Annotated in this window: 12 protein-coding genes and 1 other RNA gene; 3 read left to right on the top strand and 10 right to left on the bottom strand. The window is 53.4% G+C overall.

Annotated elements, in window-relative coordinates; translation table 11 throughout:
- Positions 1–142: 142 nt before the first annotated feature.
- Entirely contained in the window at positions 143–1,195 is a 1,053-nt protein-coding gene (locus tag ACOSDR_RS12350) for a GlxA family transcriptional regulator (RefSeq protein ID WP_420731468.1), read from the bottom strand.
- A 108-nt stretch (positions 1,196–1,303) separates the two neighbouring features.
- On the opposite strand from ACOSDR_RS12350, the gene rnpB reads away from it, so the two are divergent.
- An RNA gene (gene rnpB, locus ACOSDR_RS12345) (RNase P RNA component class A) lies at positions 1,304–1,742 on the top strand.
- A 26-nt stretch (positions 1,743–1,768) separates the two neighbouring features.
- Here rnpB and ACOSDR_RS12340 read toward each other — a convergent pair.
- Positions 1,769–3,439 (bottom strand): P-loop ATPase, Sll1717 family, encoded by a 1,671-nt coding sequence (locus ACOSDR_RS12340; RefSeq protein ID WP_420731467.1) that lies wholly within the window; start codon positions 3,437–3,439, stop codon positions 1,769–1,771.
- A gap of 245 nt (positions 3,440–3,684) precedes the next feature.
- On the opposite strand from ACOSDR_RS12340, the gene ACOSDR_RS12335 reads away from it, so the two are divergent.
- Positions 3,685–4,482, top strand: a complete 798-nt coding sequence (locus ACOSDR_RS12335; RefSeq protein WP_420731466.1) for an alpha/beta hydrolase family protein — start codon at positions 3,685–3,687, stop codon at positions 4,480–4,482.
- Here ACOSDR_RS12335 and ACOSDR_RS12330 read toward each other — a convergent pair whose 3' ends face one another.
- On the bottom strand, positions 4,483–5,721 hold the full coding sequence (locus ACOSDR_RS12330) for an MFS transporter (protein WP_420731465.1): 1,239 nt from the start codon (positions 5,719–5,721) through the stop codon (positions 4,483–4,485).
- Positions 5,722–5,937: 216 nt separating this feature from the next.
- On the opposite strand from ACOSDR_RS12330, the gene ACOSDR_RS12325 reads away from it, so the two are divergent.
- Positions 5,938–6,696: a phytanoyl-CoA dioxygenase family protein gene (locus tag ACOSDR_RS12325; protein WP_420731464.1), complete on the top strand. Its 759-nt coding sequence runs from the start codon at positions 5,938–5,940 to the stop codon at positions 6,694–6,696.
- 10 nt (positions 6,697–6,706) lie between these two features.
- Here the strand turns inward: ACOSDR_RS12325 and metZ are convergent, their stop codons facing one another.
- The 7 genes from metZ to ACOSDR_RS12290 form a co-directional block, all read right to left on the bottom strand.
- Positions 6,707–7,906, bottom strand: a complete 1,200-nt coding sequence (gene metZ, locus ACOSDR_RS12320; RefSeq protein WP_420731463.1) for an O-succinylhomoserine sulfhydrylase — start codon at positions 7,904–7,906, stop codon at positions 6,707–6,709.
- A 25-nt stretch (positions 7,907–7,931) separates the two neighbouring features.
- On the bottom strand, positions 7,932–8,366 hold the full coding sequence (locus tag ACOSDR_RS12315) for a rhodanese-like domain-containing protein (protein ID WP_420731462.1): 435 nt from the start codon (positions 8,364–8,366) through the stop codon (positions 7,932–7,934).
- 83 nt (positions 8,367–8,449) lie between these two features.
- Positions 8,450–9,076, bottom strand: a complete 627-nt coding sequence (pncA, locus tag ACOSDR_RS12310) for a bifunctional nicotinamidase/pyrazinamidase (protein WP_420731461.1) — start codon at positions 9,074–9,076, stop codon at positions 8,450–8,452.
- Positions 9,077–9,491: 415 nt separating this feature from the next.
- On the bottom strand, positions 9,492–10,187 hold the full coding sequence (locus ACOSDR_RS12305) for an ABC transporter ATP-binding protein (protein ID WP_420724768.1): 696 nt from the start codon (positions 10,185–10,187) through the stop codon (positions 9,492–9,494).
- A gap of 3 nt (positions 10,188–10,190) precedes the next feature.
- Positions 10,191–10,928: an ABC transporter ATP-binding protein gene (locus tag ACOSDR_RS12300; RefSeq protein ID WP_420724769.1), complete on the bottom strand. Its 738-nt coding sequence runs from the start codon at positions 10,926–10,928 to the stop codon at positions 10,191–10,193.
- Positions 10,925–11,872 (bottom strand): branched-chain amino acid ABC transporter permease, encoded by a 948-nt coding sequence (locus ACOSDR_RS12295; protein WP_420731460.1) that lies wholly within the window; start codon positions 11,870–11,872, stop codon positions 10,925–10,927. Before ACOSDR_RS12295 ends, ACOSDR_RS12300 begins: the two co-directional genes overlap by 4 nt.
- Positions 11,869–12,750 carry a branched-chain amino acid ABC transporter permease gene (locus ACOSDR_RS12290; protein ID WP_420724771.1) on the bottom strand — a complete coding sequence of 294 codons (882 nt, stop codon included), beginning with the start codon at positions 12,748–12,750 and terminating at the stop codon, positions 11,869–11,871. The genes ACOSDR_RS12295 and ACOSDR_RS12290 overlap by 4 nt, the downstream gene beginning before the upstream one ends.
- Positions 12,751–12,767 lie beyond the last annotated feature (17 nt).

Below are 12,767 nucleotides of genomic sequence, written 5' to 3'. Positions count from 1 at the left end.
ACATCCGGCCGGAACGGTGACTTTCGGCGGACCGCTGCTGCGTTACCCGCCTTGCGCGATGCCCCGCATCGCTCTGCGGCGGGTGCCTCGCATCGTCCTCGCCGAAAGACATCAGAGTGACCATGAATGACCTGATATTGCTCTAGTGTGTTTTTTGATCATTTGAGACTCTAGGGCGGAACCGCAGTTTTGACTGCATCAGCGCATCCCGGTCCAACAAAGGTAAACCCCGTGCCTCTGTCGGGGTCAGGCCATAGGCCTTGCGAAACAAAGTCGCAAAGTGGGACTGACCGTTAAATCCACATTCCAGTGTAATATCCAGAATGGATCGGTCCGTTGTCAGGACCAGCCACAGGCCATGATCCAGCCGCAATGCCCGGGAAAAGTTCCCAAAGCTCATGCCCAGTTCTTCGCGAAAACCGCGTTCCAACTGTCGCCTGGAAATACCGATTGTGTGCGCCAATTGATCAATGCGCGGTGGATCGGACAGCTTTTCCTCCAAAAGCAGAATTGCGCGCGCAACGCGGGGGTCGCGCACCGACTGGGCCACCGGGGGCTGGGGTTGCGGCGTTGCCGTCGCACGGCTGTTTTCCACCATCATGATACTCAGGGCCTTTTGCGCCAGATCCCGCCCCAGATGCCGTTCGATCATCCAGGCAGCCAAACGCGCCGCGCCGACACCGCCTGCACAGGTGATACGCTTGCCATCCGCGACGAACAGGCGGCTGGCATCGGGTTCCACCGTATCAAAGCGGTCGATCATATCCTGATAATGCAACCAACTGACACAGGCCTTGCGCCCATCCAGTAATCCCGCCCGCGCCATCGCAAAAACACCGGTACAGATTCCCACCAATGCGACACCCTGGCTGGCGGCCTGGCGCAAATAGTCCAGGACAGGATCTTCCTTATCCTCGTCATGGCCCAGCAATCCACCAATCACAACCACATAGTCAAAGCGTTCCGGGGACAGAAATGTGCCGGTCGCGGTAATGCTGACACCACAGCTTGCCGGGATCATGCGCCCATCATGGGACATCACCTCCCAGCGGCATCGGATCGGGCGCGATCGGTCCCGCTCATCAGCGGCTAATCTTAGGGCATCAATAAAGGACGCAAAGGCGTTCAGCGTGAAATTAGGTAAGGGCACAATGCCAACATTTAAGGCCGCTGGCACAGTTCCGCCTGTGGCCATACCTGATCCCTTGCCCGACATACGATCATCCCTGTTCATGGCTTTTAGTCTATTCGGATGTCACCGGCGTTGAAAGCATCCACAATAGAGCGTATCTCCTCCCCTGGGCCAGACGGTTGGACGGTCGCGCCCAGGCAATGGGGAAACCCGTCTGGGTGAGGAAAGTCCGGGCTCCACGGAAACACGGTGCCGGTTAACGACCGGCGGGGGCGACCCTAGGGAAAGTGCCACAGAAAGCAAACCGCCTCGATTTCAATCGGGGTAAGGGTGAAAGGGTGCGGTAAGAGCGCACCGCTCGTCCGGCAACGGAAGAGGCATGGTAAACCCCACCGGGAGCAAAACCGAGTAGGGATGGTAGCCGCACTGGGGTTGATCTTTCACGAGATATCGCCCCTGGAAGACGGCAGGCGGGTTTCCGCGCCCCATCCGGGTAGGTTGCGAGAGGCACCCGGCAACGGGTGTCCCAGAGGAATGGCCGTCCATCGCCCCAATGATCCTTGGGTCAGCGGGGGGAGGACAGAACCCGGCTTACAGACCGTCTGGCCCATTTTGATTATTGATCACTAAATCATATTACGATTTCACGTTTGACAGGTTCAATCCAATACGCGTCATTTGATGAAATCTTATCTTTGTGTCCTTCGATATTGTGGCCGGAAGCACCGTCGCAATATCTTTATGAGAAAAAATGAAACTTTGATTCACATTTGTCTTCAGTCCGATAACGCCAATTCGATACAAGTCCGATATGATTTGCTTTGACATATCTTCATAAGGTATTTCATTTCCATGAGTTAGACTTGACCTAGACAACTTACTTACCGGATCACGAGGCTCATAATTTTCTTGGGCTACGGAAAGAACAATTTCGTCAATAAACGTATGGTCAAAAAAGTCACTTTCTTGAAATGCATTTCCACGAGATCTAATTGCACTGAAAACAAACTGCAAATAAGGTAGTGCAGTATTCCATTCCTCTACTAAAGCCTGGAGTCTAATTCGAGAATACTCCTCTTCAGCCTTCCGAATAACGGTTTGGGAAACCTTGCTTTTCCCTTCACACAATTTTAAGCATATATTTAGGTAAGATATTATATCTCTAGGCCTATATAACGTTCGATCCAATATATAAGAGAAAGAATCAACACTCCCAACCTTTGGATCAAATATATCACTATAATATACATTTTCTGAAGAGTATTTCTTCCTAAAAAGAAAATTTATTCTTTTATTTACCAGATCAAACATTTGATCTTTATTCCATTTTACTCTTAAGAAATAATCATCATACTTCTCTCTTTGAGCACCGGAGAAATCTGTCTCTTGAATTACTCTCTCAAGAACATCCGCTCTTATAGCCACAATAATTTTTAGATTTTGTATCTTCCTAAAAGACCTCAAACTTTCAATTAATGCTCTAATGAGCTTGTACCTTATCGTTTCATCAACCCATTTTTCATCAATGCCGTCAATTAATATATAGTGGTTCTGTTTCTTATACTTTTCTTCTTTATCAAATGTAGAAAGCAGGTCCATAACTTTTCCCAGATCCGCTAAAAGATCCGAATCGACAATTTTCTTGGCGCGCGCGACAAGGGCTGATTTCTTTTCCTGGCTCAACGACCTTGCGTATCCTGCTTTTGATTTAAATTTTTCCAGATCAACTGAAAGATTTGTATCGACTTGTTTTTCTATTTTTTGTGTAACCTCCTTAATATTTTCATCCATTGTGATGAAGAATTTGTTTTCCCATTCAGCCAAGTACTTTAGAGCCGATTTTCGCCTGTCATCACTTTCAAATGTATCCAAAATTCTGCGAAAAAGACTGCGTGACTTATTTGCATCCGTGACAGAAAACCTTGATCTAATGTATTCAATACAGAATATGTGTTTCCAAAGAACCTGGAAAAATAAATCTAAATCAACACCAATCGAACTAAGAAACTGTATAATATCAGAATTTGCGACATAGCTAAGTGATAACTCCAGTAAATCAACCTCACTTACATTTGTGTTATTCTTAGATATCATTCTCAATATCGCAGTCTTTCCTGCACCAGTTCTTGCCGATACAAAGTGCTTTGATGAAGTAATATCCGCAACTACAGAAAGAGCTGGATGATCTACAAAGCACGAAAATAAAAACTCATCATCATTCTCTGCGGAGTTGTTTCCGATGTTTTCTCCGGGCCGTAGTTCAATCTTATTTGCTAAATGATTCTGTGTTTTTCCTTTTCTGGACATATTTCCCCCAAAATTTTCGAATATAGTGTATGATTTCCCAAATTGTATTTCTAATCATATTATTCTTAAGGTAGCCTTGATAACAATTTATGGCACGAAAAAAGATTCTAATTCATACTCTTAAATCGGCAGGCCAAAACTAAATTCAATTAAATTTGATATCCAAACCGGACATAAGCAAATTTGAACCTGATAATGAAAAAAACAGGACACAGAGGATGAAGCACTTAACGATATTCACATGCATGTTCAGTCTCTTAGGTCTATGTAATTTTTCCCATCTTAATGCATCCGATGACGACTGCAGGCCCGCGGACCAGATACACTATGTTCAGGGTGGGGATGAATGTCTGGCGATCCAGACCTACCTGCCCGGCACGCCTGCCCAATCCAAGACGCTGGTTGTGGTTCTGCATGGCGATCTCAGCAGCGGCGGTCCCGCCGACTATATCTTCCCCGTTGCCGAAACAGCCTCTGAATTGGGAGCCGTCGGCGTCGCAATGATGCGCATCGGGTATAGCGGCGGTGGTCGGTCCTCCACCGGGCGGGCCAGTCGATCTGAAAACCGGTCAGAAATCTATACACCCGACGAGATGGACGCCATCGCCGACGCCACCACGCGCCTGAAAGCCCATCATGGGGCCGATACCGTTGTGATGATCGGCCACAGCGGCGGCGCCGTGATGACCGGCGTGATTTTGGGGCGTCATCCTGGCCTGGTGCAGCGTGCGATGTTGTTAAGCTGCCCCTGCGATGTGCCAACCTGGCGACAGATCAACAACCGCAAGCCCTTGTCGCGCGCGGAAAACCCGCTTGATTATATCGACCGCATTCCGGCTGGAACCATGATCCGGCTGGTGACGGGGTCGCGGGACACCAATACCTGGTCACGGCTGTCGCGCGACTATGCGGCGGACGCATCAGCCAAAGGCATTGATGCCACCTTTGCCGAAGTTTCTGGGTCCCCGCATAACCTGACGGCAGACATGGCAGACAGCGCCGAATTCAAGGACGCTGTCCGCCAGGTCGTCACCGGGCAGTGATTAGGCCACAGCCGCCTTTGGGCCTTTAGGGCGACGGATATACAGCAGCCAGAAGGCAATCGACATGTTCAGCAGGTTAAATGCGATGCCATTCAGGAAGGCCGCCTGATAGCTGCCGGTCAGATCATAGATTTCACCCGACATCCATCCGCCCAATGCCATGCCCAGAACCGTTGCCATCAGGACGATCCCGACCCGGGACCCCGCCTGACGGGCCGGGAAATATTCCCGCACGATCAAGGCATAGCTGGGCACGATCCCCCCCTGTGACAGGCCAAACAAGGCAGAGACCAGATATAGGGAGACCAATCCATCAAAGGGCAGATAAAAGAGCAGGGCCAGGCATTGCAGGGTCGAGCCCAGGATCAACGTACCGACGCCCCCGATCTTATCTGCAATTACCCCTGATGCCAGCCGACTGACCACGCCCAACCCCAGCATAAGGGACAGCATCTCCGCCCCCACCGCCGGGCCGTATCCCAGATCCCCGCAATAGGCGACGATATGGACCTGGGGCATGGACATCGCCACACAGCATCCAACCCCGGCAACGACCAAAAGCATCAGAACGACATTTGGCGATACTGGCGCGGATGCGGTCGCAGCCTTTGCCGCCACGGGGACAGAGCCCTGATCAATATCAGGGCGGCGCCGCAACAACAGGGCCAGGGGAATCATGGTGCAGAAGCAAAACACACCCACCCAGAAATAGGCACCCCGCCAACCAATCGATACAATCGCTTCCTGCAGGATCGGTGGCCAAATCGCCCCGGCCAAATAATTGCCACTGGCGACAATCGCAATAGCAAGGCCCCGGCGCTTCAGAAACCAATGAGATACATCAGCCACCATGGGCCCGAAGGTCGCGGAACTGCCCAACATCCCAATCAGCACGGCCTGACAGGCCAGGAAAGTCCAGAAATTCGGGGCAAAGGAAGACAGGACATAGCCCGCGCAGATCATCGTAGCCGCCATGATAACCGGTATGGCGATCCCAAAGCGATCCACCAACCGACCCATCAGCACGCCCCCCAGGGCAAAGCCAATCATCGTTGCGGTATAGGGAAACGACGCCCCGCCACGATCCAGACCAAATTCCAGCTCAATGGACGGCAGAACGACCACGGAAGACCACAACCCAACACCACCGATCGTGCTCAAGATCAGACATACCCCCAGCCTAAACCAGGAATAGGGACTGTCAGTTGCATCGGGATGGTCAGCAGAAACCTGTGACATAGAAAAATCCAACTTCAAAAGACGCGCGGTACGATATCCGTATCCCAGCTTTTAAAGGGGGGCAAATACAGAGTGTAGTAGATCAAGTGTTTTGCCTGTCAGGCATGCAACAATTGCAAGACCGCCTGAAAACCATCAGATTGTCAGTGGTACAGGATGTTCGGGTCAGCTATATTGAATTGTAAATCGTATCATTCATTAATCATTTGATAATCCATGCAAGATGCACATCAAGCACCGCCGTCCTATACACGGCTTTCCATCGACACGCGCGACTTTCGCTCGGCAAGCGCTGCGGCGCTGTTTCAAGGACTTGGCGTACTGCATGTTCAAAACGCAATCCCACTGGAAACGCTTGCGGCCATCAAGGCGGAGATATTAGACGGGCTTGCCTGGCTGGAAAATCAGGTCGGCGAGCGCGTGCCCTACATCACCGTCATGCGCAGTGAATTTGATCCCGCCATGCGCACCACCTATGAACGACTGGTGATGCTGCTCAACGAGGTATTGTCACCACAATTCCCCTATCGTGACAGCATCGCCGCCGCAGCCGGGTGCAGTGAAATACAATATATCATGGCCTATGCCAGAGAGGCGCGGAATGACGGCGGTGCGTCCGCTCATGTCGGCTTTCATCAAGATTATCCGACTTTTAACAAGGTTTCTAACATTCAGGACCACTTCAAACCCAAGCGGACGGTGACATGTTGGATTCCACTGGACGATATTGACGATGAAACGCCGTCTATCGAATATCTGCCCGCCTGGCTTAACCAGGAATTGCCGTCCAATGCTCAAGGCACGCTTGATCTGGAAGTATTTGGCGAAACGTTGGATCGCTTGCCCCATTGGGTGCCGCCAGTGCAATTGGGCGATTTTATAATTCATGATCAATTCACGCTGCACCGCAGTCATGTCACCCCTAAGCGGACGAAACAGCGGCGCAGCTTCGAATTACGGTTTGTGATGCGCTGAAACAGCGGGGTCACGCAAGCGCCTGATCCAGGTCCTCGATCAGATCATCGACATCTTCCAGACCGATGGAAAGGCGGATTGTGCCATCATCGATGCCAAGGGCCTGTCGTTCCTCGGGCTTCAGTTTCTGGTGGGTCGTGGTTGCGGGATGGGTTGCCAGGCTTTTTGCATCTCCCAGATTGTTGGATATATCAAACAGCCGCATGCCGTTCAGGAATTTGAACGCCTGAGCCTTCCCGCCGGGCAGCGCAAAGGTGACCAGGGTGCCAAAACCCGTCATCTGGCGCTTGGCCAGGTTATGCTGGGGATGGCTTTCCAAACCAGGATACCGCACCAATATCACGGCGGAATGGGCTTCCAGGAACCGGGCGACCTTGTCGGCATTCTGACACATTCTTTCGACGCGCAGCGGCAGTGTCTCCAGCCCTTTCAGCATGACCCAGGCGTTAAACGGGCTCATCGACGGGCCGGTATGGCGATACAGGGGTTCAAACACATCCTTCAGGAAGGCATTGGTGCTCAATACTGCGCCCCCCATTGTGCGGCCCTGGCCATCGATATGTTTGGTCGCGGAATAGGTGACGATATCCGCCCCCAATGCCAGCGGGCGCTGCAACATCGGGGTGGCGAATACGTTATCAACAACAACACGGGCGCCCGCCTTTTTGGCAAGTTTACACACTGCCTCGATATCCACCAAATCCAGCATCGGGTTGGAGGGGCTTTCCAGAAACACCGCATCGGTCGGCTGTTTCAGGGCATCTTCCCACTGGTTCAGGTCATGCCCATCGACAAAAGTTGTCTGCACGCCAAAGCGCGGCAGGATGTCATTACAAATGTTATAGCAGGAACTGAACAATGCGCGGGACGCGACCAGCCGCTTGCCCTGGCCCAGAAAGCAGGCCAGCGCATGAAAGACAGCAGCCATCCCACTGGACGTCGCGCGGCATCCTTCTGCGCCTTCCAGCAGCGCCAGGCGCTCTTCAAACATGCCAACGGTGGGATTGGCATAGCGGGAATACATGAAATTGGTGGTTTCGCCCTTAAACGAGGCTTCTGCCTGTTCCGCATTATCATAGATATAGCCAGAGGTCAGAAACAGGCCTTCACTGGTTTCCCGAAAATCCGTGCGCTCCAGGCCGCCCCGCACCAATTCCGTCTGTTGGCGATACCGCCGTCCCGCACCGATTTCAGGTTTACCGCTATCCATCACGATCTCTTTCTAATTAAATAAATCAACCCTGGGCCCAGGGCAGTCCAGCCACTTTCCAGCCACCGGCTTTGCCGCGCTGACCATCAGCATTCTTATCGCCTTCAAACCCTTCCAGGATATTGTAACAGCGGCTGAACCCTTCTTGAGTCAGGGCTGCGGCAGCGCCTTGGCTGCGCTGACCGGATCGACACAGAAACACAATTGCCGGATCCGCATCACCTGCACTTTCAGAGACGGCCTCTTTCACTTGTGCAACAAATTCCGGATTTGGGGCACCGCCGGGAAACCGAATCCATTCAACCAGAACCGGCTGCTTGGACAAACTGTTCAGGACAGGGACACCCACAAACTGCCATTCCGCCGCTGTGCGTACATCCACCAAGACCGCATCAGGCTCTTCGCTCAACAGTTTCCACGCCTCTTTCGGCGTTATATCCCCAGCATATCCAGCGCCCATCACATCATCCCTTTTGCCGTAAAATCATCGCCCCATCAGGGTTGATGGGCTTTAGCAGTATTTCACACAAGAGAAAAGGGGAATTACACCGCGTAATCGGCGCTGGGAACAACTGCCACATTATGCTCTGCCATTTCCGCCATGGCTGCCGCCAAGGATCCATCCATATCAATCGCGCGACAGCCATCTTCCAGGACCGTCACATCAAATCCCAGCTTCGCTGCATCGACGGCAGAAAACCGCACACAGAAGTCTGTCGCCAGCCCCGCCATGACAACAGACTGCACGCCCCGGTCCCGCAAGTATCCCTCCAGCCCGGTCGGCGTTGTATGGTCATTCTCAAAAAAAGCGGAATAGGAATCGATATGACTGCGATAGCCTTTGCGGATGATCAGATCAGCGCAATCGATCTGTAATTTGGGATGAAAGGCCGCCCCCGCACTGCCTTGAACGCAATGGATCGGCCACATCACCTGCGGCCCATAGGGCGCATCGATCAGGCTGAAAGCCTCTGCCCCCGGATTGTTGGCTGCAAAAGAAAAATGATCCGCCGGATGCCAGTCCTGGGTCAGCACCTTGACTGGAAAGCGCGGCATCATGCGGTTGATCACGGGAACGACCTGGTCGCCTTCTGCAACAGCCAGGGCACCGCCCGGACAAAAGTCATTCTGCACATCAATCGCCACAAAGGCCGTATCCGCTGATATCATCGGAAACCTCTTTTCTTTGGAACCAGCCATCAGTTTTCCACATCCCAATAGACCTTCGCAAGAACCGGATGTCGTGAATAAAACGGCTACACTCTTCTGTCAGGTGGAAGTCATTGCACCCTCATCCTGAGGAGCGCAGCGTCTCGAAGGATGAGCCCCCTGAAAGCACCCGACTTACAATCCCTCCTTCGAGACGCGGCGTCGCCGCTCCTCAGGATGAGAAATGTGCGAGTTGTCAAACCCCTCCGCCACGGGCGCAGACAAATACATGCCCCTTCAAACACCGACATAACGGATCAAACATTCAAGGTCACCCCGGACTTGATCCGGGGTCCAGAGCGGCACTCATCATTCTTGCCTATGTCTCTGGATTTCCGCCTGCGCGGAAATGACAATATTCATACAGACTGCCCGTTCAAACACCGACATAACGGTGCAGCAGGCTTGGGTCATCCCGCAATTGCTGCACCGGAACGACGTCTCGGTTAACACCGTTTTCGATGAAGGCGACGTAGTCAGCGACCGGTAGGACGGCATCAACGCGCTGTTCCACCAGAACGACGGCAACGCCAGTCTGTTTCAGGGACAGGACGACCTCTCGAATCTTGGAAATCATGGAAGGCTGTAATCCTTCCGTCGGTTCGTCCATCAACAGAACCTTGGGTTCCGTGCACAAGGCGCGGGCCATGGCCAGCATTTGCTGTTCCCCCCCGCTTAACTTGCCGGACACCTGGGACAGCCGTTCACGCAAGACTGGAAACAGGTCCAGCACCCGATCGCGGGTCGGCTTTCCCTGCCCGGTCGCCATCAGGCCAATGTCAATATTCTCCGAAACCGTCAGCTCCGAAAACAGCCGTCGCCCCTGGGGGACATAGCCCAATCCGTATTTCGGGGCGGCATGGGCCGGTAGTTTTGTCAGATCAACATCATCGACAAGCACTGTGCCCAAACGCGGCGGCACCAGACCCATGATTGCTTTCAGTGCCGTCGTCTTCCCCGCGCCATTGCGCCCAAGCAGACACAGGATTTCCCCAGAGGCAGCTGACAGTGAAAATTTCCGCAACACCTGCACATCGCCATAGAAACAATCGATATCCGTGACTGTCAGCATCGCCTATCCCCCCAGATACGCGGTTTGAACAGCATGATTGGCGCGAATCTCTTCTGGCGTGCCTTCCGCCAGCACCTCGCCAAAATTCATCACCGTGATGCGCTGGGCCAGATCCATCACGACCGTCATATTATGTTCAATCAACAGGATTGTCGTATCCTTGGAAACCGCACGGATCAGATCAATAAAATTGGCAATTTCGGAATCCGCCAGGCCCTGTGTCGGCTCATCCAGAATCAATAATTTCGCGTCCAGCGCCAAGCCCATGCCAACCTCCAGCAAACGCTGATGCCCATAGGCCATCTCTTTTGCCTTGGTATCGGCCTGATCACGCAGTCCGACCCGGGCCAATACCTCATCCGCGCGGGTGATCAGGGCTGCCTCGTCCACGCGCCCGAACACTCCAGATGCCGCCACCGCCGCGCGCTGGGCAGGCAACAGGATGTTTTCGCGACATGTCAGATTGGCAAAAATGCTGGTGATCTGGAATGTATAGGCAATTCCCCGCGCAACACGGGCATGGGCAGGCAATCTGGTAATGGATTGCCCCTGAAAGGCGATGGTTCCAGCACTGGGCGCAATACGTCCGCTGATCAACCCAACCAGGGTGGATTTCCCCGCCCCATTCGGCCCGATAATGGCCCGGATTTCACCCTGCTGCAGATCAAAATCAACAGACTGAACTGCCGCTAGGCCGCCAAAATTCTTCGACAGGTTTCTGGTTTGCAATAATGTCGTCATGGCAGCCACGGTACCCACCGTTCTCGCACAGTTCCCAACAGGCCCTTTGGGGCGACCAGGATCAACAATACCAGGGCAAGCCCCACAAAAAACAGATAGGCAGAGGTCATCCCGCTTGCGATATCAATCAGATAGAACATTGCAATCGTCCCCAACAATGGCCCCAGCACCACACCAGCCCCGCCCATCAGAACATATAACAGGGGCAGAATAGAATACTGGATGGACGCGAAACTGGCCCCGACATAACCAAACAGAATCCCATAGGCTGCCCCAGCGGCCCCCGCAAAAGCGCCGGAAATCACCATCGCCATCAACTTGTACCGGAACGGGTCATAACCCAGCATCCGGGTGCGCTCCTCATTTTCTCGAATAGCGATCAGGATACGCCCGGTTGGAGAGCGCACCAGCGCCAGCTTGATTAAGATCGCCGCCGCCAATAAGGCCAAGGCCACCAGATAGCGCGTATCTTCCGCCGACAGATCAAGGGGGCCTAAGACCCGCAATTCCCGCAGGATCACGAAGCCTTCATCGCCCCTTGTGTATTCGTTGTAATACAGGATCAACAGATACCCGACCTGGGCGAACATCATGGTCACAATCATGAACGACACGCCCACCGTGCGCAGGGCCAGCATACCGATCAGCGTCGCCACCGCGATGGCACAGAACAGGCCGAAAACGAAACCCGGCCCCGCCGTCCATTGGAAGAACTGCATCGACAGGCCTGCGCCATACAGACCCGCTGCGAAGAACAGTGCATGGCCCAGGCTGAGCAACCCGGTATAGCCAAAGAGCAGATTGAACCCCAGCGCATAGACAGCCAACACCATGATGCGTGCCAGGCTGACATGGTGATAGGCCGGCAGAATGAAATGCAGCGCCAGCAGTACGACGATCAGGCCCAAATGCACCATCAATGCCTTGTTAAAGACCCCGCTCATCGCGTTGCCGTCCCGAACAGGCCCGTTGGTCGGAAGACCAGAATCATCGCGACCAGAATTGTGGAGAGGATCTTCGCCAATGTCGGGTCAAAAAAGATTGTTATGATCCCATCGCTTAACCCGATCACAACGGCGGCCAGCACGGTCCCTTTCAAACTGCCCAACCCGCCGATAATGACCACAATAAAGGACAGCAACAGCGGATCCAGGCCCATCAGGTAATAGGCCTGCTGTGTCGGCACGATCAACACGGCCGCCACGGCGGCCAGCATCGCCCCAAAGGCAAAAACACCCGTATAGACCCGCGCAACAGGGATGCCGAAAGCCTGGGCGGTCTCTCTGTCATATTGGGTCGCCCGCATGATCAGGCCGATGCGGGTTCGGGTCAGCAAGGCCCAGACACCCAAAAGCATCACCATACAGGTCAGGATCACCGAAATCTTATACCCGGAATAGCCAAACCACGGGAAGCTGACACGAAAATCAAACGGGGCTGCGACCGGGCGTGCATCGGGCCCATACAGCGTCAGGGCCCCCTGCTGGATAATATACAGCAACCCTATCGTGGCGACGATTGTCGCCTCCGGATCATACTTCAGGCGCTTCAAGATCAGGCGATCTGCGACAGCCGCCAGCCCCCCGACGATCAGGGGGGCAAAAATCAGCGCCGCCAGAAACCCAAACAGCGGCGTGCCGGTCAACAGACTGGAAATCCACCAGGCCAGCACAGCGCCTAACATAAAGAACTCGCCATGGGCGACATTCACCACGCGCATGACACCAAACACCAGCGACAGGCCCAGGGCTGTCAGTGCCAAAACCGCTGCCTGAACAGCCCCTTCCAGCGAGGCGAGAAGCAAATAGGGTCCAAAATCCATGGAATCAAATTGTCCTT

The sequence above is a fragment of the Hwanghaeella sp. 1Z406 genome (assembly GCF_048892425.1).
In the GTDB taxonomy this organism is placed as follows: domain Bacteria; phylum Pseudomonadota; class Alphaproteobacteria; order UBA8366; family Aestuariispiraceae; genus Pacificispira.
The sequence above is the reverse complement of the archived record's forward strand: the minus strand, read 5'-3'. Positions and strand labels throughout refer to the sequence as shown.

Excerpts from the sequence above, each read along its gene's own strand:
- ACOSDR_RS12350 (WP_420731468.1), bottom strand. The coding sequence starts at position 1,195 with ATGGCCACAGGCGGAACTGTGCCAGCGGCCTTAAATGTTGGCATTGTG.
- ACOSDR_RS12340 (WP_420731467.1), bottom strand. The coding sequence starts at position 3,439 with ATGTCCAGAAAAGGAAAAACACAGAATCATTTAGCAAATAAGATTGAA.
- ACOSDR_RS12335 (WP_420731466.1), top strand. The coding sequence starts at position 3,685 with ATGTTCAGTCTCTTAGGTCTATGTAATTTTTCCCATCTTAATGCATCC.
- ACOSDR_RS12330 (WP_420731465.1), bottom strand. The coding sequence starts at position 5,721 with ATGTCACAGGTTTCTGCTGACCATCCCGATGCAACTGACAGTCCCTAT.
- ACOSDR_RS12325 (WP_420731464.1), top strand. The coding sequence starts at position 5,938 with ATGCAAGATGCACATCAAGCACCGCCGTCCTATACACGGCTTTCCATC.
- metZ (WP_420731463.1), bottom strand. The coding sequence starts at position 7,906 with ATGGATAGCGGTAAACCTGAAATCGGTGCGGGACGGCGGTATCGCCAA.
- ACOSDR_RS12315 (WP_420731462.1), bottom strand. The coding sequence starts at position 8,366 with ATGGGCGCTGGATATGCTGGGGATATAACGCCGAAAGAGGCGTGGAAA.
- pncA (WP_420731461.1), bottom strand. The coding sequence starts at position 9,076 with ATGATATCAGCGGATACGGCCTTTGTGGCGATTGATGTGCAGAATGAC.
- ACOSDR_RS12305 (WP_420724768.1), bottom strand. The coding sequence starts at position 10,187 with ATGCTGACAGTCACGGATATCGATTGTTTCTATGGCGATGTGCAGGTG.
- ACOSDR_RS12300 (WP_420724769.1), bottom strand. The coding sequence starts at position 10,928 with ATGACGACATTATTGCAAACCAGAAACCTGTCGAAGAATTTTGGCGGC.
- ACOSDR_RS12295 (WP_420731460.1), bottom strand. The coding sequence starts at position 11,872 with ATGAGCGGGGTCTTTAACAAGGCATTGATGGTGCATTTGGGCCTGATC.
- ACOSDR_RS12290 (WP_420724771.1), bottom strand. The coding sequence starts at position 12,750 with ATGGATTTTGGACCCTATTTGCTTCTCGCCTCGCTGGAAGGGGCTGTT.